The following is a 23,723-nucleotide window of genomic DNA, read 5'->3' as shown; positions in this document are numbered from 1 at the left end:
GAGCCGCGCGGTATCAGGTATCTCAGGCGGCCTCGGTCGATGCGGCCGGCATGCCGCCGCGGCAAGCGAGGCAGAAAGCTGCGAATGCCAGCGCCGCCCGCGGATCATTGCCATTCGACGGCGGCACGAAAGCAAGCGACACTTGCGCATGCTTGCGACCGCCCAACAGGCAGGCGTCGATCCCGTCGACGAGAGCGTTGCGATCGTCCTCGATGAGAAGCGACGGCCAGCCGCTGATCGCGACGCCGTTGCATAGCTTCACGTTCAGCGTGTTGCCGATCGCGAGGCCAAGCCGGAACAGCCGCCGGCGCAACTCCTGCCGCACGCGCGACGAAAGCGGCATTGCGGTCACCCATTCGCTGCCGAGTTGAAGCAACTCGGCCTCCGCGACGCCAAGAAGCTCGGCCAAGGCTGGAAGCGATGTATAGGCCTCGACGCAGCCATGATGACCACAGCGGCAACGCGGTCCGTCGGGCTCGAACACCATGTGGCCGAGCTCGACCGGCTGGAGCGCATCGTCCTCGACCGGATCGTCCATCCAGGTCCCCGCGACGCCCTGGCCGACGAAGACGAAGAGATGCGCGCCGCTGAATGGATAATTCTCCGTACGGCAACGGTGAAAAATGGCGTGCGCGACCACCGAATTGGTGAACTCGACCGGCACGCCGGCAAACGTCTCGCCGAGCATCTCGCTGATACGCCCGACGTCGCAGGGAATGATCGGATTGGTCGATGCGCCCAACCGGCCAAGGCCCGGAATGGAGACGCCGATCTGCGCGAGGGGGATGCGCCGGCGCCGCGTCCAGTCGCGCAGCAATGTCATCGCCTCGCCAAACGCCCGGCCGACGGTCGCGACGGTCGGCGTCTTCGGCAGCGGCACGTGTCCGGTGTAGTGCAACTCACCCGACAGGCCCCCAACGCCAACGCTGAGACGCTGGGTGCTCAGCTCGAAGGCCGCGAGTGCGACCGAGCCGTCGAGCGACACGAGGCCCGTCGGACCGCCGACATAAGGGGCAGGGCGCCGCACCTCTTCGATCAGGCCTTCGGCCTTGAGATCAAACAGAATGCGCGACAGGCTCGCTTCCGACAGGCGCACGGCCCTGGCCAGCGGCGGGCGAAACGAGCCGCCCGACTGAAGCAGATGAGTCAAAATGGCAGCACGCGTCTGCCGCCGACTTCTCGGCTGCTCCGGCATTTCCATCCCTGTCGTTATTCTTACTTAGGGTAAGGATTTGCGCGCGGAGCGCTTCAACTGTCAAGGCACTTGCGGCTCGATGCATGGACTTGTTGTTGTGCGCGGCAGCAAGATGGGGGAGCGGTCCAACCCGTTTCGTAGCGTGGGCAGAGCGAAGCGTGCCCACGCTGTCTATGCCCGTCGCGGAAAGATGGTGGGCACGCTCCGCTTTGCCCACCCCAAGGTGAGCGCCAAACAAAAACGGCGCCATCGCAGACGATGGCGCCGTTTCAAACGTCGTGAGGCTAAGACTTACTTCCGATCCTTGATCGCGACGTAGTCGCGCTTGGTGACGCCGGTGTAGAGCTGGCGCGGACGGCCGATCTTCTGCTGCGGATCCTCGATCATCTCGCTCCACTGGCTGATCCAGCCGACGGTGCGCGCGACCGCGAACAGCACGGTGAACATCGAGACCGGGAAGCCCATCGCCTTCAGCGTGATGCCCGAATAGAAGTCGACGTTCGGGTAGAGCTTGCGGTCGATGAAGTACTGGTCGCTGAGCGCGATCCGCTCCAGTTCCAGCGCCACCTTGAGCATCGGATCGTCACCATGGCCCGTCTCCTTGAGCACGGCGTGACACATCTTCTGCATGATCTTGGCGCGCGGATCGTAGTTTTTGTAGACGCGGTGACCGAAGCCCATCAGGCGGACTTCAGAGTTCTTGTCCTTCACCTTGGCGATGAACTCGGGAATGTTGTCGACCGAGCCGATCTCGGCGAGCATCGCGAGCGCGGCTTCGTTGGCGCCTCCATGCGCCGGGCCCCACAGGCAGGCGATGCCGGCGGCGATGCACGCGAACGGGTTGGCGCCGGAGGAGCCGGCGATACGCACCGTCGAGGTCGAAGCGTTCTGCTCGTGATCGGCGTGCAGGATGAATATCTTGTCCAGCGCGTCAGCCAGCACCGGGTTGATCTTGTACTCCTCGCACGGCACCGCGAAGCACATGTGCAGGAAGTTCTCGGCGAACTTCAGCGAGTTCTTCGGGTACACGAAGGGCTGGCCGACCGTGTACTTGTAGGCCATCGCCGCCAGCGTCGGGATCTTCGCGATCATGCGCATGGAAGCGATCATGCGCTGCTTCGGATCGTTGATGTCGGTTGAGTCGTGATAGAATGCGGCGAGCGCGCCGACCGCGGCCACCATGATCGCCATCGGATGGGCGTCGCGGCGGAAACCCTGGAAGAAGCGGGCCATCTGCTCGTGGACCATCGTGTGATGGATCACGCGGTCGTCGAAATCTTTCTTCTGTGCGGCGGTCGGCAGCTCCCCGAAGAGTAAGAGGTAGCAGGTCTCGAGGAAGTCGCCGTTCTCGGCGAGCTGCTCGATCGGGTAGCCGCGGTATTCCAGCACGCCCGCGTCGCCGTCGATGTAGGTGATCTTGGACTGGCAGCTCGCGGTCGAAGTGAAGCCCGGATCGTAGGTGAACAGGCCGGACTGTGCGTAGAGCTTGCCTATATCGATGACATCAGGCCCGACGCTGCCGCTATGGATCGGAAGATCGAAATTCTTGTTTCCGACCGTCAGTGTGGCGGTCTTATTGCTTGGTTTTGCGTCCATCAGAGGTCCCCGATGTATGGTGAAACGGGCCGGACCCGGAAGGCCCCTAAGCAGATGTTGGGGCAGGCCGGATGTTCCAGAAGGTACGGGTGAGATGGGTATATTATTGCTGTGTGCGCTGCAAGATGGCGCCACGCATGGTCGACTTACGTCGTAGACTAGTCCTTGGCTTGGTCCTTGAGCCGGCCCAGGCTTTCCTGGCGTCCCAGGACGTCCAAAACCTCGAATATACCAGGCGACGTCGTTCGTCCGGTCAGCGCCGCCCGCAGCGGCTGGGCGACCGCGCCGAGCTTGAGACTATTTTCCTCGGCAAAAGCACGCAGCGCGGCTTCCGTGGCGGCGCCGCTCCACGTCTCGACTTTCTCCAGCGCGGAATGAAGCTGGCCGATCAGCTTGCGGTTTTCCGGCGTCAGCAGCGCCGCCGCCTTCGGATCGAGCTCCAGCGGCCGGTCGGCGAAGATGAAATAGGCGCTGTCGATCAGCTCGATCAGCGTCTTGGCGCGCTCCTTCAGGGCCGGCATGGCCTTCAAGAGCTGCGCGCGCGTGGTGTCGTTTAACTTGGCCTTGAGCTCGTCGCGGCTGGGTACGACGTGGTCGAGCACGTCCTCGAACATCTTCACGAGTGATTGATCGTCGGCATTGCGGATGTAATGCCCGTTGAGGTTTTCCAGCTTGGCGAAATCGAAGCGCGCCGCGGCGCGGCCGACGCTGGCGAGGTCGAACGCGGCGACCATCTCCTCGGTCGAGAAAATCTCCTGGTCACCATGGCTCCAGCCGAGCCGCACGAGGTAGTTGCGGAGTGCGGCCGGGAGATATCCCATGGCGCGGTAGGCATCGACGCCAAGCGCGCCATGGCGCTTCGACAGTTTTGAGCCGTCCGGGCCGTGGATCAGCGGGATGTGGGACATGCTCGGCAGCGTCCAGCCCATCGCACCGTAGATCTGCTTCTGGCGGGCCGCGTTGATCAGATGGTCGTCGCCGCGGATGACATGGGTGACGCCCATGTCATGGTCGTCCACGACCACCGCGAGCATGTAGGTCGGGTTGCCGTCGCCGCGCAAAAGCACGAGGTCGTCGAGGTTCTCGTTCTGCCAGACCACGCGGCCCTGGACCTGGTCCTCGATCACGGTCTCGCCGGTCTGCGGCGCGCGCAGCCGGATCGTCGGCTTCACGTTGCTTGGAGCCGTCGCCGGATCGCGGTCGCGCCACAGGCCGTCATAGAGGCGGGTGCGGCCTTCGGCGCGCGCCTTCTCGCGCATCGCGGTGAGCTCCTCGGCGGTGGCGTAGCAGCGATAGGCCTTGCCGCCGGCGAGCAGCTGCTCGGCCACCTCGCGGTGGCGGGCGGCGCGGCTGAACTGGTAGATGACGTCGCCATCCCAGCCGAGCTCCAGCCATTTCAAGCCGTCGAGGATGGCGCCGATCGCGGCCTCCGTGGAGCGCTCCCGGTCGGTGTCCTCGATCCGGAGCAGCATCTTGCCGCCGTGCTTCTTCGCATAGAGCCAGTTGAACAGGGCCGTGCGGGCACCCCCGATATGGAGGAAACCGGTCGGCGAGGGAGCGAAGCGGGTGACGACGGAATCGGTCATTCTTGGCGGGGCCTATGCATTGGAGGCGGTGGTATATAGCAGGACCGGGGCATAACTAAAGCCCGGCAGCGGACCGCTTAAGGCCTTGGCTCAGCGTCCCGAATTTGGCAGAAGGGCCGCTGATTTCCCTACAGGATTTTCGTAATGACAGAACCGGTGGCGACTGAGGTTGGGCGCGATTTCATTCGTGACATCATCCAGGCCGACCTCGATCAGGCCAAATACAAGGAGATTGTGACCCGGTTCCCGCCGGAGCCGAACGGTTATCTCCATATCGGCCACGCCAAGTCGATCGCGCTCAATTTTGGCATCGCCCAGGAGTTTCCGGGCCGCTGCCATCTGCGCTTCGACGACACCAATCCGGTCAAGGAAGAGCAGGAATACATCGATTCCATCCAGGCCGACGTGCGCTGGCTCGGCTTCGACTGGGGCAAGAACCTGTTCTTCGCCTCGGACTATTTCGACCGCCTCTATGAATGGGCGGAGCAGCTGATCCGCGACGGGCTGGCCTATGTCGACGACCAGACTCAGGAGGAAATTCGCGTTGCGCGCGGCACGCTGACCGAGCCCGGCAAGAATTCGCCCTTCCGCGATCGCAGCGTGGATGAAAACCTCGACTTGTTCCGCCGCATGAAGGCGGGCGAATTCCCCAACGGCGCGCGCGTGCTGCGGGCCAAGATCGACATGGGTGCGGGCAACATCAACCTGCGCGATCCGGTGCTGTACCGCATTCTGCATGCGCATCATCCGCGCACCGGCACCAAGTGGAGCATCTATCCGAGCTACGACTACGCCCACGGTCAGTCGGACGCCATTGAAGGCATCACCCATTCGATCTGCACGCTGGAGTTCGAAGATCACCGGCCGCTCTACGACTGGTTCATCGAGAAGCTGCCGGTGCCGTCGAAGCCGCACCAGTACGAGTTCGCGCGCCTGAACCTGACCTACACGCTGCTGTCCAAGCGCGTGCTGACCCAGCTCGTCCGCGAGGGGCATGTCGCGGGCTGGGACGATCCGCGCATGCCGACCATGGCGGGGATGCGCCGCCGCGGCGTGCCCCCGGCGGCCCTTCGTGAATTCGTCAAGCGCATCGGAGTGGCCAAAGCCAACAGCGTCGTTGACGTCGGCATGCTCGAGTTTTGCATCCGCGAGGAGCTGAACCGCACGTCGCAGCGGCGTATGGGGGTGCTGCGGCCGCTGAAAGTGGTGATCGAGAACTACCCGGAAGGACAGGTCGAGGAGCTCGAGGCGATCAACCATCCCGATGATCCCAGCGCCGGCACGCGCAAGATCACGTTCGGCCGCGAGCTCTATATCGAGCAGGACGATTTCATGGAGAACCCGCCGAAAAAGTTCTTCCGCCTGTCGCCGGGCAACGAGGTGCGGCTGCGCTACGCCTATTTCGTCAAGTGCACCGGCGTGATCAAGAACGATAATGGCGAGGTGGTGGAGCTGCGCTGCACCTACGATCCCGCGACCAAGGGCGGCAACGCGCCCGACGGCCGCAAGGTCAAGGCCACCATGCACTGGCTGTCGGCGGCAGCGTCGAAGCCGGCCGAAATCCGCATCTACAACCAGCTCTTTGCGAACCCGAGCCCGGACGCCTCGAATTTTGCTACCGATCTCAATCCGCAGTCGCTGGAGATCCTCGCTGATGCGCGAGTCGAGGCATCGGTTGCCGAGAGCAATTCCACCGAGCCAATGCAGTTCGAGCGCCAGGGCTATTTCATCCGCGACAAGGACTCGACGCCCGGCAAGCCGGTATTTTCCAGGACCATCGGTTTGCGCGACACGTTCGCGAAGGAAGTCGCCAAGGGATGACGAGGGTTGAGGGACGACAATGAGCAACGAAGCCGACGCCATCGTGTCCGCCATCATCGCGAAATGGCGCGCCGGCTTCGCCACACTCGATGCAGCGGCGCTGTCATCGCTTTATGCGAAGAACGCGTTCTTCTTCGGCTCCAACCCGAAGCTCTACCGGGGCAGGGGCGGCGTTGCCGATTATTTCAACGGTCTGCCGCGCTGGCGCAGGCCGAGCGCAGTGTTTTCCGAGGTGAAGTCGGTGCAGGCAGGTCCTGACCTGATCAATATGGCCGCAACCATCTCGTTCGACCTTGCCGGCGAACGTCCCGATTTCTCGGTCAAGATGAGCTGGGTCATCATTCGCGAGGACGGCGACTGGAAGATCGTCAATCACCACGCCTCCTCGCAGGCGCCGCTGATCTGACGAGCGGGGGGCACACGGCTTCGTCATTCTCGTGAGAGAACGAACATGCGCCCCGCGCGTTGGGGTGGGTCCAACAAGGAACCCACCATGCAGAACATCGCAGAGCATATGGAAGTCATCGGTGCCGACGGCGTCCACGTCGGCACCGTCGACAAGGTCGAAGGCAATCGCATCAAGCTGACCAAAAAGGACAGCGGCGAGGGCAGCCACAAGGGCCATCATCACTTCATCGACAAGGGCCTCGTCGCCGATGTCGAGGGCAACAAGGTCCGGCTGTCGGCCAAGGCGGATGTCGCCGTGACGATGGAAGAGGAAAAGTAGCGGCTCGGCCCTTTCGTTCCTGATCCGTACCGCTATCCGCCCGCCTGCACGTTCCGGTAGCTTCGGCCTTCGTTGCGTATCGTCAGGTGCAGGGAATGGCGGAGCCGGGCCGGCCGGTACGGTCGCAGGGGATCGCGGGGACTTGGCCCGCGGGCCGCGCTGCGTCCGCGGGCGGCCTTGCGCCTGCGGGTCTCGACCTCTGGACATCGCTGGTCGAGATCCTGCGCGCATGGGTACGCGGCGAGGCTGGCGCCGGGCGGCTGTTGCCGTGGGTGCCCGTGGCTTTCGGCTGCGGCATCGCGCTTTATTTCTCCGCCGATCATGAGCCGGTGCTGTGGGTCGTTGCCACGACCGCCGTCGCGCTCATGCTTGGCGCGGCTCTGTTGCGGCGGAGCCGGCTGTTCGCGCCGGCGATTATGATCGCGGCGGTCGCGGCCGGCTTTACCGTCGCGACCTGGAAGACGGCGCGCATCGCCCACCCGGTGCTGGCAAAGTCGCTCTACTCGGTGTCGTTGTCGGGCTTCGTCGAGGCTCGCGACATCCGCGAGCGCACCGACCGTTTCGTGCTGCGCGTTACCGCGATGGAGGCGCAGCGCAGCGACGTCAGGCTCGAGCGCGTTCGCCTGTCGGTCCGCAAGGGCACCGCGCCGGAGGTCGGCAGCTTTGTGCAGTTGAAGGCGCGGCTGATGCCGCCGCTCGCGCCGGTGCGGCCCGGCAGCTACGATTTTTCGCGTGACATGTTCTTCCAGGGCATCGGAGCCTCCGGTTTTGCAATGGGCGAAATCACGGTGGCGGCGCCGCCTGAGACTGGCGGCTTGCGGCTGCGTTACGCAGCCTTCATGCAAGGCCTGCGCGATGCGATCGACGCGCGCATCCGCGCCACGCTCGACGGCGACAACCGCGCGATCGCGACTGCGCTGCTCACCGGCCGGCGCGATGCGATCACCACGCCCGTCAACGACGCGATGTTCATCTCCGGCCTCGGTCACGTGCTCTCGATCTCCGGCTACCACATGGCAGTCGTTGCCGGTGTCGTGTTCTTTGCGGTGCGCGCGCTGCTGGCTCTGATCCCGGGACTGGCGGCCGGCTTCGCCATCAAGAAATGGTCGGCGGCCGCGGCACTGGTCGCTGCTGCGTTCTACCTGCTGCTGTCGGGCGCGGAGGTCGCAACGCAAAGATCGTTCTTCATGACTGCAGTGGTGCTGATCGCGGTGATGGTCGATCGCCGCGCCATCACCTTCCGCACGCTGGCGGTGGCCGCCCTGATCGTGCTGGCAGTCGCGCCGGAGGCGCTGGTGCATCCGAGTTTTCAGATGTCGTTCGCCGCGACGCTCGGGCTGGTGGCGCTGGTGCAGATCGGCATGCCGAACCTGTTCGCATCGCCCGATCATTCGGCGACCGCGCGCGTTGCGATGTGGGGCGGGCGCGAGATCGCGATGCTGTTCATGGCTTCGCTGATCGCGGGACTTGCGACCACGCCCTATGCCGCTTTCCACTTCCACCGCGTCACCCCGTTCGGCGTGCTCGCCAATCTCGGTGCGATGCCGGTAGTCTCGGCGCTGGTGATGCCGGCGGGGCTGCTCGGGCTGCTTGCGGCTCCCTTCGGGCTCGATAGCGTGTTCTGGTGGCTGATGGGGATCGGCATCGACTGGATGGTCGTGGTCTCGCGCTGGGTCGCGGCATTGCCGGGCGCGATCGGCCGCATCCCGGCTTTCGGCATCGCGCCGCTGATCGCGGCGAGCCTGGGGATCATCGTGCTGGGCCTGTTGCGCACGCCGCTGCGCTGGTCCGGCGCACTGGTGCTGCTGGTCGCGATCCTCTGGGGGCTGTCGGTGCGGCAGCCCGACATCCTGATTGCCGGGGATGGCCAGAGCGTCGCGGTGCGGGGCAAGGACGGACATCTTCACCTGATCAAGACGAGTAAGGATAGCTTTTTGCTCAAGGAGTGGTTGGCTGCCGACGCCGATCCGCGCGATGCCGCCAGCGCCTCGCTGGCCGCCGGCGTGTCTTGCGATGAATCCGGCTGCGTGACGCCGCTCGCGATGGGCGGCTGGTCGCGCTGGCACTGCGCATCGACGCGCTGGCGGACGATTGCAACCGCGCCGCGCTGGTGGTGACGGCACGTCCCGCGCCGCCCGATTGCGCCGCGATGGTGGTCGATCGACGGCGGCTCGCGAGCCAGAGCGCGCTGGCGCTGACGCAGCGTGGTGACGGCTTTGCAGTTCAGGCGGTGAGGGAAAGAGGCACGAGCCGTCCCTGGTTGCCGGCCGGCGCAGGCGAAGGTGATTTCGACGGCAGTCTTGCGCCGAAAGCGATCCCGCCACGCAGCAAGGACGCAACGCCGGCGGAAATCGATTTGCAAGCCGACGATTAATCGGATCGTGCGGAGAGATGCAGTCGGCTGGTGCATCCGATCGGATTCGCTGGACGCAAACCACACCACCTCGCCGGCCACGGCCGGCGATTGCAAATCAATCCTGGCCTCCGATCCCGTGGCCGGAGGGCGACCGTGTCAGCCGATCGGCAGGCGCGTGATGGTTGGCTGCCTGTTGGCCATGATCTGCGGCTTGTGCTCGCGCTCGCCGGCCGGCAGCGTCACCGGCAGTTGCAGCACGGTCGCGCGCTGTCCTTCGACAAGCTGGGTCACCAGCACGTATTTGCCGTCGGGGAATTCGATCGCGTCATGATGGCGGTCGGGAATGTGCGGATCGATCTTGCCGAACTTGCCGACACGGGAATTGATCGTGCGTGTCCAGATCCAGCGATTGTCGTAGCGGATGTTGTCGGCGAAGGCGAGCTCCGTTCCCGGCAGCAGGCAGACGGCCACAGTCGGATCGGCTGCGGACGCAAAACCACGCGTCGAGGTGCCGCGGAAGGTTGTCGTGACGACCGTCTCGCCGACTTCGGCGGGGCGCGACGCGATGGCATGCAGGCTGTAGTCACACATCGGGTGCTCCTCATGCTGGGATAGCAACCGGCGTCTCTTATCGAGGCGCAGGCCCCTATCAGAGTGGAAACACACAAGCCTCTGCTTGGTTATGGGCAAATCTGCGGCTGGTTTCCGCACGCCGCGATCACTTTATCTTTCCCGAATCGGCGAGGAACAAAGCCTGCTCCTGGGCATTTCGGTCGCGGACGTCAGCGGCCGGAGATGCCCTTGCGCATGACGTCTCCTCAAACCGGAACGCCGCGAAGCCTCTGGGATGCTTGGCGCGGCGTGTCGAGGATGGACCGCCGGAGAAGCGGCCGGATAATCTGTGCAGAACCAGGATGACTATCCAGCCGGAGCGGGCAATCCGTCCACTCCAATTGGAATTGCGTGACTGCCGTACAGGCTCAGTACTTTCGGTACAGCCCGATCAGCTTGCCCTGAATTTTCACCCGGTTCGGCGGCAGGATGCGCACCTCATAGGCGCCGTTGGCGGGCTCGAGCGCGATCGATGCGCCGCGGCGGCGGAAGCGCTTGAGGGTTGCTTCCTCGTCGTCGATCAGCGCCACCACGATGTCGCCGGTATCGGCGCTCTCGTTGCGCTGGATCAGCGCCATGTCGCCGTCGAGGATGCCGGCCTCGACCATGGAATCGCCGCGCACTTCGAGCGCGTAGTGCTCGCCCGAGCCAAGCATGTCAGGCGGTACGCTGATAGTGTGGCTGCGGGTCTGCAACGCCTCGATCGGTGTGCCGGCCGCGATCCGGCCCATCACCGGCACCGCGACCGGACGTTCACCATCGTCCGCGGGCAGGCTGGAGCTCGCACGCACCTTGCCGAGATTGCCCTCAATGACGCTCGGCGTGAAGCCGCGGCGGCTGCCGGCGGCGGCCTGGAGCTCGGGCAATTTGATGACCTCGATCGCACGGGCGCGATTGGGCAGGCGTCGGATGAAGCCGCGCTCCTCGAGCGCCGTGATCAGGCGATGGATGCCCGACTTCGAGCGCAGGTCGAGCGCATCCTTCATCTCGTCGAAGGAGGGCGGCACGCCGCTTTCCTTCAGACGTTCATTGATGAACCGCAGAAGCTCGTATTGTTTGCGCGTTAACATCTCGACCAAAGTCTCCCGTTTGATGTCGTTCGATTCCGAGACGCTGAATTCAGGAATAAGCCGCTACACGCTCGAAACAAATCATGAACGGACACTATATGTTCGATATGTGTTCCGCAACTGCTTAATTTACCGTGAACAGAGCGAAGTTCGCGGAACATGCGTTGTCGGGGCGCTCACACGGGGAGCCGCAACACCTCGCAAGGTGTGCCTGCTTCGGCTTTCGGCGCGAACGGTGCGCGCACGAGAAGTACCTGTGCCGCAGCGAGATTCGCAAGCAGCGAAGAGTCCTGATGGTTGACGGGAAGGGCAACGCGCGTGCCGTCGTCGCGCTCCTCCAGATGCGCGCGCAGATAGTCCTCCCGCTGGTCGTTGGCGCCGACGTCGCGGCCGAGCACGGCGCGCTCGCGGCGATGGTGAATCACTGAACGGCCCGAGAGAGCGCGAATTAGCGGCACCAAGAACAGGAAAGCGCAGACGTAGGACGACACGGGATTGCCCGGCAGGCCGATCACCTCCATCGCGCCGAGCCGCCCGTGCATCATCGGCTTGCCCGGCCGCATCGCGATCTTCCAGAACGCCATCGTTATGCCTTCGTCCCTCAGCGCCTGCTGGACCAGATCGTGGTCGCCGACCGATGCGCCGCCGGTCGTGATCAGGATGTCGGCTCCGCTCTCGCGGGCGCGTCGAATGCCGACGGTGGTGGCCTCCAGCGTGTCGGTGGCAATACCGAGGTCGATGGTCTCGGCGCCCTCGCTGCGAGCGAGAGCGTGCAGGGCGTAGCCGTTGGAATAGACGATCTGGCCGTGACCGGGCGTGGTGCCCGGCATCACCAGCTCGTCGCCGGTGGCGAGGATCGCGACCTTCGGACGTCGGCAAACGGAGAGGTGCGGGTGATTCATCCCGGCCGCAAGCGCGAGGTCGCGCTCGGTGAGACGGCTTCCCTTGCGCAGGAGCACGTCGCCGTCGCGGAAATCGACACCGGCGGGCCGGATGTGCCGTCCGGCGATCGCGGCTTCCTTGATCGTGATGCGCTTGCCGTCGGCGACCGTGTCCTCCTGGATCACGACGGCGTCGGCGCCGTAGGGAACGACGCCGCCGGTGAAGATCCGCACGGCCTCGCCGGCGCCGACTGTTCCCGCGAACGGCCGACCTGCCGCGACCTCGCCGATGACGGTGAGCTTCGAATCGATCGTCGCGGCATCGGCCGCACGCACCGCGTAGCCATCCATCGCCGACATCGCCTGTGGCGGCTGCGTGCGCCGGGCCGCGGCGTCGCGCGCGAGCACGCGATGGTAGGCTTCGTCGATGGCAACCATCTCTTCGGGCAGCGGCTCTGCACCCGCCAGCACCGCGGCAAGCGCGTCAGAAACCGGCATCAAGGCCACGGCGAAAACTCCTGCTCGGCACGTTCGGGCGAATGTTCCGCAAGTCTTCTAGCCGAGCGCGGGCGCAGAGGCAAAAACAGCTGAGCGGGGACAGTCATCCCGCTGCTTCACATCGTTCTGGAAGGCAAGATCAAGCCCGTCGCGGCATGATCCGAGGAACGAGACAGATCGGCAGGAGAGTGACCATGGCAGGGACGAGATGACGACCGCCCCGGCCAGCACCGATCAGGTCGCTGTCTGCTCGGGACTTACGTCGGGCGCCTTCGGCCCCTGATCCTTGTCGGGAAGCGGATCGGCCTGGGATTTCAGGTCGGCGGCCTTGCTCACGAGCTTGGCGGAAAGGGCCGAGTCTGAGGTTGTCCTGGCGAATTCAAGAAGAAGAGAGGCCTGCTTGGTGAGGTAGGTCTTGCCCAACACGATGATGCATCCGTCCGTAGAAGTCCCAACGGACTCAAGAGTCCGGAGGGTGGCATTCCGTTCCCGGAACTCTGTCTAAAAATGCACAAAGTGTTTTGGTTCCTCGTCCCCGGGGTGAAATTGTTCCGGATCGGCAGGTCGGCTTGCCTGGCAATGTGCTGGGGCGGGCGGTCAAATCCCCAGCGCCTTGAGGGCGATCCCGACGTCACGCGGCGAGATCACATGCACCGCCGTCATGCCGCGCGCCCGCGCGCCTTCGATGTTCTCGGCAAGATCGTCGAAGAACACGATACGCTCGGCGGGCACGCCGATCGCAGCAATGACGTGGTCGAAGGCCTCCGCATTCGGTTTGCGCAGGCCGATGCTGGACGACAAATACAGCTCCCGGAAATGGCGGAGGACGTCGGCATATTCCTTCGAGAAATAGTCCACGTGCGGCCGGTTGGTATTGGAGAAGACGTAGAGCGGCATCTGCTTCGCTGCCCGCGGCAACAGCTCGGCGATATCAGGCATTTCGCCGGTGAAGATCGCGTTCCAGCCTTCCAGGAACTGCGCGTCCGAAATGCCGATTCCGAGCGAATCTCGCAACGAGGCGAAATAGTCCTCGTCACTGAGCTTGCCCACCTCGTGCAGCCGATAGGCTTCGCTGTCCCGCACGTAGCGCGCGACGATGGCATCGGGCTCGCAGCCAGCATGTCCCGCCCAGCAGGCGATCGCCTTGGAGAAATCGATATCGAGCACCACGCGGCCGAGATCGAACAGAAGCGCATCCGCGCTGCCGGGAGAGAGCGATGTCATAGCGTCCTTTCACTCAGTATCGATATGGCTCGTGGTCGAACAGCGGAAACGCGCTGAACACGCTCGGCGCGTTGGTTGCGGTCGCTGCATGGAGGCAGGATTTGTCGACCTCGGCGAACGAAGTCGCACCCAGCAAGCCGAGGCAACGCAGCACTTCGTCCTCGAGCAGCTCCAGCATGCGCGCCACGCCGGCTTCGCCGGCCGCCGCCAGTGCCCAGCATTGCAGCCGGCCGATGCCGACGAGGTCGGCGCCCGCCGCGATCGCCTTGACGATGTCGGTGCCGCGACAGACACCGCCATCGACCATGATTTTGGCGCGGCCCTTCACGGCATCGACGATCTCGGGCAGCACGTGCATGGCGCCGCGACCGTGATCGAGCTGACGGCCGCCATGGTTGGAAACGTAGATCCACTCGACGCCGTGATCGATCGCGATCAGCGCGTCCTCTGGCGTCGCGATGCCCTTGAGGATCAGCGGGATCTCGAACTTGTCCTTGATCATCTTCACCGTCCGCCACTCCAGGCCCTTCTGGAAATCGCCGCCGGTGGCGCGCAGGCGGCTCTCGCGAACGTACCGCTTGGCGATGTCACGCTCGCGACGGCTGTAATGGGCGGTATCGACGGTCAGGCAGAAGGCGGCATAGGCGTTCTTCTCGGCCCGGCTGACAACGTCGGCGACGAAGGCATCGTCGCCGCGCACATAGAGCTGGTAGAGGCGCAGCGCGCCGGGCGCCGCTTCGGCGGTCTTCTCGAGGCCGGGCTCGGACACCGAACTCAGCATGTGCGCCGCACCGAAAGTGCCGCAGGCGCGTGCCACGCTCGCCGCGCCATCCGGATCGAAGATTTCGAGCGCGCCGACGGGGGCGAGCACCACCGGCAGGCGCATCTTGCGGCCGAATTGCTCGACCGAGCCGACGACCTTGCTGACATCGCGCAGCACGCGCGGGCGGAAGGCGATTTCGTCCAGCGCCATGCGGTTGCGACGCATCGTGGTCTCGGTCTCGGCGGCGCCGACGATGTAGTCCCAGGCGTTCTGGTTCAGATTGGCACGCGCCTTGCGGATGAATTCGTGCAGGTTCTGGAACGGCTCGGCGCTGGCGCCGAGTTCGACGTTCCTCTCCGGCCGGGTGCGGGGCGCGTCATTCATTGTTGTCCTCCCGAGAATTTGAAGTCTTATCGTCATCGCCTATCGTGTCCGGCCCTCCAAAACCATCCTAAAATCGCATAGCTGCGAGGCGTGGGCCGGCGGACCGATTCCCGTCTTGCGCGAAACGGTTTCGGAACGTTGCCAAAAGTTTAGGCCCGGGCGAAGGGATTTTTTACGGTCTAGCCGCCGGCGTGGTATCTCGGCCTTGAAGAAACCAGAATGGTATTGTGAACAGCGGGCTGGATCGCCATTTGCATGGCGCAGCCGAAGCCCAAAGCAAAAAGGCCTGTCTATCCATGCGGAAAACCCTGCTATTCCCCTTGGGCGCGCTCACCGGAGCGTGTCTGACCCTTTTGGTAGCCAGTCCGCACGGCGGCGTATGGGCAGCACGGGCGGCAGCGAGCGCGGATGACGCCTATTCCCAGCTCAATTTGTTCGGCGAAGTATTCGAGCGGGTGAAGGCGAGCTATGTCGAGAAACCCGACAATGCCAAGCTCATCGAAGGTGCGATCACCGGCATGGTGACCGCGCTCGATCCGCACTCGCGCTACATGAACGACAAGGCCTGGACCGAGATGCAGGAGACCACCTCCGGCGAGTTCGGCGGGCTCGGCATCGAGGTCACGATGGAGGATGGCCTCGTCAAGGTCGTCTCGCCGATCGACGACACTCCGGCGTCCAAGGCCGGCATCATGTCGGGCGACCTCATCAGCAAGATCGACGGCGACGCCGTGCAGGGCATGACACTCGAGCAGGCCGTCAACAAGATGAAGGGCCCCGTCGACACCCAGACCAAGCTCACGATCGTGCGCAAGGGGGCCGACGCCCCGCTCGACGTCGCGATCAAGCGCGAGATCATCCATGTGCGCCCCGTCCGCTTCCACGTCGAGAACGGCGATATCGGCTATATCCGCGTCTCCTCATTCAACGAGCAGACCACCGACGGCCTGAAGAAGGCAATCGCGTCGATCTCCAAGGACATCCCGCAGGAGAAGCTCGTGGGCTACGTGATGGACCTGCGCAACAATCCGGGCGGATTGCTCGACCAGGCCGTGTCGGTGTCGAGCGCGTTTCTGCAGCGCGGCGAGGTCGTCTCGACCCGCGGCCGCAATGCGGAAGAGACCCAGCGCTTTACCGCGCACGGCGGTGACCTCACCAAGGGCAAGCCGCTCGTGGTTCTGGTCAACGGCGGCTCGGCTTCGGCCTCCGAGATCGTGGCCGGCGCGCTGCATGACCACAAGCGCGCGACCATCATCGGCACGCGCTCGTTCGGCAAAGGCTCGGTGCAGACCATCATTCCGCTCGGTGCCCGCAACGGTGCGCTGGCGCTGACCACGGCGCGCTACTACACGCCGTCGGGCCGCTCGATCCAGGCCCAGGGCATCGCGCCCGACATCGAGATCCTCCAGGACGTGCCGCCTGAGCTGAAGGGCCGGATGGACACCATGGCGGAGTCCCAGATGCGCGGCCATCTTCAGGCGGCCGATGGCACGGAGCAGACTGGATCACAGTCCTATGTTCCGCCGGAAGAGAAGGACGACAAGGCGCTGCATACGGCCTATGACTTCCTGCACGGCCAAACCGCGAATGCTGTCGCGGCCAAGCCTGCGCCTAAGGCTGCGGTGCCGAACTAAGTTTCGCGATTCCAGACATTGATCGCCTGGGAGTGGATGACCGCTCCTGGGCGAATTCGTTTGGGACGCTGCAACGACGCGACTTCCTGGTTCACATCGGTCAAGCGCTCGGTCTCAACTGCGTCATGGCAACGCCGGACATCGCGAGCAGCCCGCCGATGATCAGCTTTGAGGTCATGTGTTCGCCAAGAAACAACACGCTCGACATCAGGGCGAACACCGGAAGTAGCAGACCGAAAGGGGCGACGCGACTCATCGAGCAACGCCCGATCAGCCAGAACCAGAGTCCAAACCCGACAATTCCTCCGATGAAAATCGTGTAGGCGAGTGCCAGCCAACCACGTCCATCCGCGGTGACAAGGCTCGCGAGTTGTCCGTGTTCAAGGAGCAACGACATCAACATGACCTGCGGCACCGTGAGCAGCGAGAACCACCCCATCAACATCAGGGGATCAAAAGGGCCGTAGCGCTTCGTCAAGACGTTGGACACGGCGAATGCGAAGGCTGCCCCGACCACGAGCAGCAGGGGAAGCGCGTTTGCCGACAGGCCGGGCTCCGCTGCCAATACGACCACGCCGACAAATGCAAGCACCACTCCGGCGGACGTGGTGAGAGACGGCCTCTCCGCGAGCAGCGGCCACGCCAACAGGACGGTGAAGGGCGGCGCGAGTTGATATGCGACGGCCGACATGCTTCCCGAGCCGAGCCCAAGGCCAACATAGAAGAGCCCGAAGTTCAGCCCACCGAGGAAAATCGAAATAGCTACGATGGGGCCGAACTGTGCACGCGTGGGCCGTTTGACGAACGGAACGAGCAACAGCGCGATGGCCAGGAAGCGCAGTGCGAGGAAGAAGAGAGGCGGAAACTCCGTAACGCCTACCTTGATGGCGACGAACTGATAACCCCAGAGCAAGGGGACGGCCACCGCACAGACGATCTGGATGGCAGACATGGCATTCTTCCTTTCAAGACCGATCAGTCTAGATATCGACGCGCCAATAGCGGAGGCGTCCATGGGTTGTTTACCTAAATGGGTTGTTTACCTAATGAAGCGGTCGAGAAGAGCGTCAACGGCGGCTTGCGACGTGATCCGTGTCGGTGCCGTTTTCGCGACCACTCGTAGCCCCCAAAGGAAACAGACGAGAATTCGGGCGGCACTGGAAGGCTCGACGCCATCGGCCAATTTGCCCGCCGCCTTCGCACGGGACAGGGCATCAGCCAGCTTGGCCTCCATGGCCTTGAAAAAGCTCCCGATGCGGCGATCAACTTCAGCGTCACGGCCGGCCAGTTCCATGGCCGTGGCCACCAGCAGGCATCCGCGCCGACCATTGGCACCGCTCGTTCGCTCCACGTAGCCGGCAAGGTAGGCCCGCAGGCCGTCGACCGGCTCTCTGCGGGGGTCGAGTTCGACGTTCATCCGCGTCACGGCATCGGCGACGTAGCGATCAAGCGCACGCAAGAACAGCGAGTGCTTGTCCCCGAAAGCGGCGTAGAGGCTGCCACGCGATAGCTTCGTCGCTCGAAGCAGGTCCGGTAGCGCCGTGGCATGATAGCCGCGCGACCAGAACACGCCCATCGCCTGTTCGACAGCGGCTTCCGTGTCGAAACTTCGGGGACGGCCACGGGGCAACTGCACTGGGCTTTGGCGGCGCATCTCCGATATATAGACCAAATGGTCTTGAATTCCAAGCGGTCGCTCGCGCCGATTGGCTGTCCGTCGATGTTTCTAGCCCGCTTCGCGGCGTCGGCTCTCGTTTCCACCGCGCTGGGCGAGCCGGCTGCGATGGAGCGCGAACAGCTCCAGCACCTTGTCGGCAGGCTTCGCGGCGCTGAACAGATAGCCTTGCATCTCGGAGCAGCCGAGCGCGCGGAGCAGCCGCTGCTGCTCCTCGGTCTCGACGCCCTCGGCCGTGGTGGTCATGCGGCGGGCGGCCGCGAGATTGACGACGGCCTGCACGATGCTGGCGGAGCCGTCGGGGCCGGCGATGTCGTTAACGAAGCAGCGGTCGATCTTGATCTTGTCGAACGGGAAGCGGTGCAGATAGCTCAGGGAGGAGTAGCCGGTGCCGAAATCGTCGAGCGCGATGCGCACGCCGATGGCGCGGAGTTGATGCAGGATCGCGAGCGCGGTGTCGTCGTCGCGGATCAGCACCGCCTCGGTGATCTCGAGCTCGAGCCGGCTCGCCGGCAAATTGGAGGCAGCGAGCGCCGCGATGATCTTCAGCGCCAGCGTGCCGCTCTTGAACTGCACCGGTGAGACGTTGACGGCGAGGCGGATGTCGTCGGGCCAGTTGGCGGCGTCCCGGCAGGCGGTCGCCAGCACCCATTCCCCGATCTCGTTGATCAGGCCGGTGTCCTCGGCGATCGGGATGAACTCGGCCGGCGAGACCATGCCGCGCTCGGGATGACGCCAGCGCACCAGCGCCTCGCAGCCAGTGATGCGGTCGTCCTTCAGGCTGAGGCAGGGCTGGTAATAGACATCGAGGCCGCCATGGGCGATGGCGTGGCGCAGATCGATCTCGAGCTGCCGCCGCTCGTGGATCTTGGCGTCCATCTCCGGCTCGAAAAAGCGATAGGTGCGGCGTCCGGCGGCTTTGGCGGCGTACATCGCCATGTCCGCGTTCTTCAGGATCTGGTCGAGCGCCGTTCCGTGGTCGGGTGCCAGTGCGATGCCGATGCTGGCGTCGGTGGCAAGATGATGCCCCATGCAGTCAAACGGCACGCGGATGGCCTCGAACAGCCGCGCGACGAGTTCGTTGACCTGATCCAGCGACGTCACCGCGCTCTGTACGATGGCGAATTCGTCGCCGCCAAGCCGCGCCACGAAGTCCGCCGGGCCTGCGCACCGGCGGAGGCTCTGCGCGACCGACTTCAGGAGTTCGTCGCCGACGAGATGCCCGAGCGCGTCGTTGACGCCCTTGAATTCGTCGATGTCGATATAGTGCACCGCGAGTTGTTCGCCCGCGGCGACGAGAGCCAGTTCCTCGCGTAGATGCTCGTGGAACAGGGTGCGGTTGGGCAGGTCGGTCAGCGCGTCGTAATGAGCGAGATGGGTGATGCGCTCCTCGATGCGCCGGCGCTCCGTGATGTCCTCGTGTGTCGCCACCCAGCCGCCGTCCGTGAGCGGTTCGTTGACGATCTGGATCGAGCGACCGTCGGAGGTGTCGACCACCATCGAATTGCGCACATGGATGTCGCGCAGGACCCGTGCGATATACGGGTCCACATCGCCGGTGAAAGAGCCGGTGGCGCTGCGGTGCGCAATGATGTCGTGGAAGCTACAGCCGGGTCTCACGATTTCGGCAGACAGCCCGTACATCTCTATGTAGCGCTGATTGCAGATCACGAGCTGCTGCGAGGCGTCGAACAGCAGCAGGCCCTGGGTCATGTTGTTGACGGCGCGGTCAAGACGCTGCTTTTCCAGCGTCAGCCGTTCCCGCGAAAGGCGGTGCTGCTCCAGGAGCTTGCGCACGATCGCGATCAGCACGCCCGCGATGGCGAGCGCGGAAGAGGCGGCGACCGAGATCAGGATGCCGATCTGCTCGCGCCAGTCCATCAGTGCCGACGCGCGCGTCGTGGTAGCCATCATCAGGATCGGGAAGTGGGGCAGGGCATGCGAGGAGATTAGCCGGTCCTCGCCGTCGACCGGGCTCATGAAGCGGCCGGCGAACTGATCGAGCCCGAAGACCCTCTGGTGCTCGAACGGACCGTTCTTGAAATTTCGTCCCATCAATTCGCCGGAATGGGGATATCGGGCCAGCAGAGTGCCGTCCCGATGCAGCATCGAGATCGTCGCTCCTTCGCCGAGCACGACGGTCTCGAAGAATTTTTCGAAGCTTGCCGGCTCGATGCCGCGTCCGACCACACCCATGAATTCGCCGTTCGGTCCGACGATCTTGCGCACGATGAGGATGGTCCAGGCTCCGGAGATGCGACTGTGCAGTGGCTCGATCAGGACGTCGGGAGCATTGGGATCATATCGAAAGGTCCGGAAATAGGCGCGATCGGCGACGTTCAATTTCGGGACTGGCCATGCCGTCGACGAATTGATCAAATTGCCTTCGGCATCGATGATGTTGACGCCGCCCATGTAGGGCAGTGCCTCGATCTTCGAGCGCAGCATCCGGTGGATGTCCTGGCCGGAGAGGCGTTTGCGATAGTCCGCTGCACTGGTGATGCCGGTGGCGCGAACGTGGTCGACGAAATCCTGCTGGATGACGGCGAAATCCTGCAATTGCTGGTCGAAATGATGGGCCAGCATCAGCACGGTGTTTTCCAGCTCGCGGCCGGAATTGCGAAGCGCACGTTCGCGGAAATTCTGCGCCATCAGCGTCGCGCCGACAGCGATCGCCGCGATCAGCAACATGCCGCCCACCACCAGCCAGCGGATCGGTCCGCTGCGGACGAAGGCATGGTCAAAAAGGCGGCTGCCGAATCTCGTCATCATGATCGATCGTTGTCATGCACACGCCAGGGTCAATTCGCGGCCCCGGAAACATCCGTTGGTTTACGGGAACGGAATGGAGGCGAAGTTAGGAAGCTGGGTTAATGCGCCGTGAATGGACACGCACAAATACGATCGATGCGCGAAGCCGGGAGGCGTGCAGAACATCAAGTTCGGATCGATCAGCTCTTCATTGCGTTGATCGTCCGCGTGCTGCGGCGCCCCAGGATCGCCACAACGATCAGCGCCGCGACGATGTTCGCGGCGGCGCTGATCAGGATCGGCAGCGCGTAGCTGTGGCTCGCATCATAGGCGAAGCCGGCAGCGCTCGGGCCGACCAGCGTCCCGAAGGCAACACTGGTGTAGAGAACGCCGATGATGCCGCTGACGTTGCGTCCGCCGAAATAGTCCATCACGACCGCTGGTAGCACCGCGACCCAGCCGCCGTAGAACCCGCCGTAGATGAAGGCGAAGGCGGCGAGGGCCCAGACATCAGCCGCAACGGCCCAGATCGCCATCGCGAACGCCATTCCGATCAGGACCATGATCAGCGAGCGGTCGCGGCCCATCCGGTCGGCGACCGCGCCGAGAAAGAAGCGGCCCGCGGTGCTGCCGGCCCCGATCACGCCGAGCAGCAGCACGGCAGAGGACGCCGCGACCCCATGGTCGCGCGCGTAAGGCACGAGATGAACGAATGGAACGAAGGCGCCGAACGAGCAGACCAGACACGATACATAAAGGGCGATAAACCGCGTCGACCGGACGGCCTCGCGCACCGAGGCGCCGCCGGCGTTGTTTGCGTCCGCCGAATCGCAGGGCGGATCGCCGTCGGGTCGGAGGCCGCGGTTCTTCGGATCGTTCTCGATGAGCAGCGACATCCCGCCGCCTAGCACCAGCGCGATCGCGCCCAGCACCAGATAAGCGCCGCGCCAGCCCGTCGATGCGATCAGCAATGAGGCGAGCGGCGGCATTGCCAGCGTACCGAGCCCGATGCCGCTCACCGCGAGCCCAGAGGCAAAGCCGCGGCGCTTCACGAACCAGCGTTGGACCGCGCCGATTGCTGGAACATAGGCGCAGCCGACGCCGAGGCCGACGCCGAGCCCGTAGGCGAGATAGACCTCCATGAGGGAACGTGCAGCGCTCGCGGCCGCTAGTCCAACCGCCATCAGGATCATGCCCGCGACGGCCAGTGGACGCGAACCGAGCCGGTCGGCGAGAGGGCCGCTGACGAGTCCGAGGGCGAAGTACAGAAAGCCCGCAATCGAGAACACCAGCGAGATTGAACCGCGGGAGGCGCCGAAATCGCGCTGGAGCGGCTCCAGAAATGCGCTGAATGTGTAGACGGAACCAAAGCCGACGAACATGACGGCAAATGCCCCCGCGACGACGAACCAGCCGTGGAAGATGCTTCGCCCAGCGGGCTTGAATGGAATGGTCAATGCTGCCTCCGCGAGGTGGGGGAAGGATGGCGACGATGCCAGGACGTGACACGCTGGAACGTTGCGCCAGCGCGAACCAGCGTGGCCTCGTCGAGATGGGCGGCGACAAGCTGGAACGCGATCGGCAGTCCGTCCGCCGATGCACCACCTGGTAGCGTGATCGTGGGATGACCGGTCATGTCGAACGCGCAGGTGTAGCGCTGCAGCTTCGCAATCAGATCCGGCTGCTCGCCGAGCGTCCGGATCATGGTCAGCGTCAACGGCGCGAAAGGGTGTACCGGGATCAGCAGCAGGTCGATGGTCTCGAACAGCGCAGTCACCTGGCCGCGCAGTGCCAGCCGCCGCAGCAGGATCTTCTGATAATCGAGACCGGAGAGCGCGCGACCAGCCTCGAGCAGCGAGGCGAGGATCGGACCATACTCGTTCTTGCGGGCAGGATAGGTCGCCTCGTGCGCGACCGCTGCTTCCACCGCGCAATTAGGGGTCCAGTCGGCGATCGCCTGTCTTACGTCGGGAAATCTGACGTTGACGGTGTGGGCGCCAAGCGCGCGGAAAGCATCAATGGCATCCGCCAACACGTGCTGTGTCGCAACGTCCACGTCCTCGCTGTTCCAGGCAGCGTCGACGCCGATCCGCAAGCCCCGCACGTCCTGTGCGGCCGCGGCAAGATAGTCCGGCACCGGATTGAGCAGCGACGTCGGGTCGTTCGGGTCGTGTCCGGCGATGACCCCAAGCAGCACGCCGGCATCGACAGCGCTGCGGCCGATTGGTCCGATATGGTCGAGCGTCGCGGCCAGCTCGAACGTGCCGTGGCGGCTGACGCGGCCCCAGCTCGGTTTCAGCCCGGTCAGGCCGTTGGCGGCGGAGGGCCAGCGGATCGAGCCGCCGGTGTCGGAGCCGAGCGAGCCGAAGCAAAGTCCGGCGGCCGTCGCAACCGCCGAGCCGCTGGATGAAATACCCGGCCAGTAATCCGGATTCCATGGATTTCGCGGTGGCGTCACCAACGGATGGTGATCGGAATAGGCGCCCTCGGTGAGCTGCAACTTGCCGAGCACCACGGCGCCTGCATCCCTGAGCCTGCGCGCGACGGTCGCATCTTCACCGGGACGAAAATCGCGATGAAGCGTAGTGCCGGCCGCCGTCGGAATGCCCTTGGTCCAGAACAGATCCTTCAGCGCAATCGGCACGCCATGCAGCGGGCCCCGATACTGGCCATTTGCGATTTCGGCATCCGCGGCTTTCGCCTCGTCGATAGCCGTTTCCGCCATCACGTGAACGTAGCTGCCGAGTTCACGGTCCAGGGCGTCGATACGGTCGAGTTGCGCGCGCGTCACATCCAGCGCGGAGATTTCGCGCGCCTTGAGGCGTGCAGCAAGCTCGGTGAGTTCGAGATAGTGCAGGGCTTCGGCCACGGCGTTCTCCATTTTTTGTCATCGCAATGACGCTCGGTCTCAACGAGTAATCGACACCAGTATAAATAAAATACAGGTGTC

18 protein-coding genes and 1 pseudogene are annotated in these 23,723 nt (G+C 64.2%); 5 read left to right on the top strand and 14 right to left on the bottom strand.

The genetic code is table 11. The features are described from left to right. Window positions 1–22: 22 nt before the first annotated feature. From IVA74_RS26185 to gltX, 3 genes are all read right to left on the bottom strand, one after another. Window positions 23–1,201, bottom strand: coding sequence for an ROK family transcriptional regulator (locus tag IVA74_RS26185; RefSeq protein WP_247349236.1), 1,179 nt, complete (start codon window positions 1,199–1,201; stop codon window positions 23–25). Window positions 1,202–1,486: 285 nt separating this feature from the next. Then, entirely contained in the window at window positions 1,487–2,791 is a 1,305-nt protein-coding gene (gene gltA / locus IVA74_RS26180; protein WP_247349235.1) for a citrate synthase, read from the bottom strand. A gap of 158 nt (window positions 2,792–2,949) precedes the next feature. Continuing rightward, window positions 2,950–4,377, bottom strand: coding sequence for a glutamate--tRNA ligase (gltX, locus tag IVA74_RS26175; protein WP_247349234.1), 1,428 nt, complete (start codon window positions 4,375–4,377; stop codon window positions 2,950–2,952). A gap of 144 nt (window positions 4,378–4,521) precedes the next feature. On the opposite strand from gltX, the gene IVA74_RS26170 reads away from it, so the two are divergent. The 4 genes and pseudogenes from IVA74_RS26170 to IVA74_RS26155 all read left to right on the top strand — a co-directional run bounded on the left by IVA74_RS26170 (window position 4,522) and on the right by IVA74_RS26155 (window position 9,299). Continuing rightward, complete coding sequence (locus IVA74_RS26170; protein ID WP_247349233.1) at window positions 4,522–6,198, top strand: glutamine--tRNA ligase/YqeY domain fusion protein; 1,677 nt, start codon at window positions 4,522–4,524, stop codon at window positions 6,196–6,198. 19 nt (window positions 6,199–6,217) lie between these two features. Beyond that, window positions 6,218–6,604: a nuclear transport factor 2 family protein gene (locus IVA74_RS26165; protein ID WP_247349232.1), complete on the top strand. Its 387-nt coding sequence runs from the start codon at window positions 6,218–6,220 to the stop codon at window positions 6,602–6,604. A gap of 87 nt (window positions 6,605–6,691) precedes the next feature. After that, window positions 6,692–6,925: a DUF2171 domain-containing protein gene (locus IVA74_RS26160; protein WP_148753702.1), complete on the top strand. Its 234-nt coding sequence runs from the start codon at window positions 6,692–6,694 to the stop codon at window positions 6,923–6,925. Between the two features lie 95 nt (window positions 6,926–7,020). After that, window positions 7,021–9,299: pseudogene (locus tag IVA74_RS26155) on the top strand (ComEC/Rec2 family competence protein). A 138-nt stretch (window positions 9,300–9,437) separates the two neighbouring features. On the opposite strand, the gene IVA74_RS26150 reads toward IVA74_RS26155, so the two are convergent. From IVA74_RS26150 to IVA74_RS26125, 6 genes are all read right to left on the bottom strand, one after another. Beyond that, on the bottom strand, window positions 9,438–9,872 hold the full coding sequence (locus tag IVA74_RS26150) for a hypothetical protein (protein ID WP_247349230.1): 435 nt from the start codon (window positions 9,870–9,872) through the stop codon (window positions 9,438–9,440). A gap of 389 nt (window positions 9,873–10,261) precedes the next feature. Further along, window positions 10,262–10,963 carry a transcriptional repressor LexA gene (lexA, locus tag IVA74_RS26145; protein ID WP_247349229.1) on the bottom strand — a complete coding sequence of 234 codons (702 nt, stop codon included), beginning with the start codon at window positions 10,961–10,963 and terminating at the stop codon, window positions 10,262–10,264. Window positions 10,964–11,139: 176 nt separating this feature from the next. After that, a complete protein-coding gene (glp, locus tag IVA74_RS26140; protein ID WP_247349228.1) occupies window positions 11,140–12,351 on the bottom strand; it encodes a gephyrin-like molybdotransferase Glp in 1,212 nt (403 codons plus the stop codon). Between the two features lie 225 nt (window positions 12,352–12,576). After that, the gene (locus tag IVA74_RS26135; protein WP_247349227.1) at window positions 12,577–12,768 is read right to left on the bottom strand and encodes a hypothetical protein; all 192 of its coding nucleotides are present in this window, start codon (window positions 12,766–12,768) and stop codon (window positions 12,577–12,579) included. Window positions 12,769–12,939: 171 nt separating this feature from the next. Further along, on the bottom strand, window positions 12,940–13,566 hold the full coding sequence (locus IVA74_RS26130; protein ID WP_247349226.1) for an HAD family phosphatase: 627 nt from the start codon (window positions 13,564–13,566) through the stop codon (window positions 12,940–12,942). 13 nt (window positions 13,567–13,579) lie between these two features. After that, a complete protein-coding gene (locus tag IVA74_RS26125; RefSeq protein WP_247349225.1) occupies window positions 13,580–14,713 on the bottom strand; it encodes an alpha-hydroxy acid oxidase in 1,134 nt (377 codons plus the stop codon). Between the two features lie 296 nt (window positions 14,714–15,009). Here IVA74_RS26125 and IVA74_RS26120 point away from each other — a divergent pair, with 296 nt between their 5' ends. Next, on the top strand, window positions 15,010–16,347 hold the full coding sequence (locus IVA74_RS26120; protein WP_247349224.1) for a S41 family peptidase: 1,338 nt from the start codon (window positions 15,010–15,012) through the stop codon (window positions 16,345–16,347). Between the two features lie 100 nt (window positions 16,348–16,447). Here IVA74_RS26120 and IVA74_RS26115 read toward each other — a convergent pair whose 3' ends face one another. The 5 genes from IVA74_RS26115 to IVA74_RS26095 form a co-directional block, all read right to left on the bottom strand. Then, window positions 16,448–17,299, bottom strand: a complete 852-nt coding sequence (locus IVA74_RS26115; RefSeq protein WP_247349223.1) for an EamA family transporter — start codon at window positions 17,297–17,299, stop codon at window positions 16,448–16,450. Window positions 17,300–17,386: 87 nt separating this feature from the next. Then, entirely contained in the window at window positions 17,387–17,923 is a 537-nt protein-coding gene (locus IVA74_RS26110) for a TetR/AcrR family transcriptional regulator (RefSeq protein ID WP_247349222.1), read from the bottom strand. 150 nt (window positions 17,924–18,073) lie between these two features. After that, window positions 18,074–20,794 carry an EAL domain-containing protein gene (locus tag IVA74_RS26105; protein ID WP_247349221.1) on the bottom strand — a complete coding sequence of 907 codons (2,721 nt, stop codon included), beginning with the start codon at window positions 20,792–20,794 and terminating at the stop codon, window positions 18,074–18,076. A 179-nt stretch (window positions 20,795–20,973) separates the two neighbouring features. Next, on the bottom strand, window positions 20,974–22,230 hold the full coding sequence (locus IVA74_RS26100) for an MFS transporter (RefSeq protein WP_247349220.1): 1,257 nt from the start codon (window positions 22,228–22,230) through the stop codon (window positions 20,974–20,976). Beyond that, a complete protein-coding gene (locus IVA74_RS26095; protein ID WP_247349218.1) occupies window positions 22,227–23,642 on the bottom strand; it encodes an amidase in 1,416 nt (471 codons plus the stop codon). The genes IVA74_RS26100 and IVA74_RS26095 overlap by 4 nt, the downstream gene beginning before the upstream one ends. Between the last annotated feature and the right edge of the window lie 81 nt (window positions 23,643–23,723).

This window comes from Bradyrhizobium sp. 132, assembly GCF_023074185.1.
GTDB lineage: Bacteria > Pseudomonadota > Alphaproteobacteria > Rhizobiales > Xanthobacteraceae > Bradyrhizobium.
This window is presented reverse-complemented; position numbering and strand designations above follow the sequence as displayed.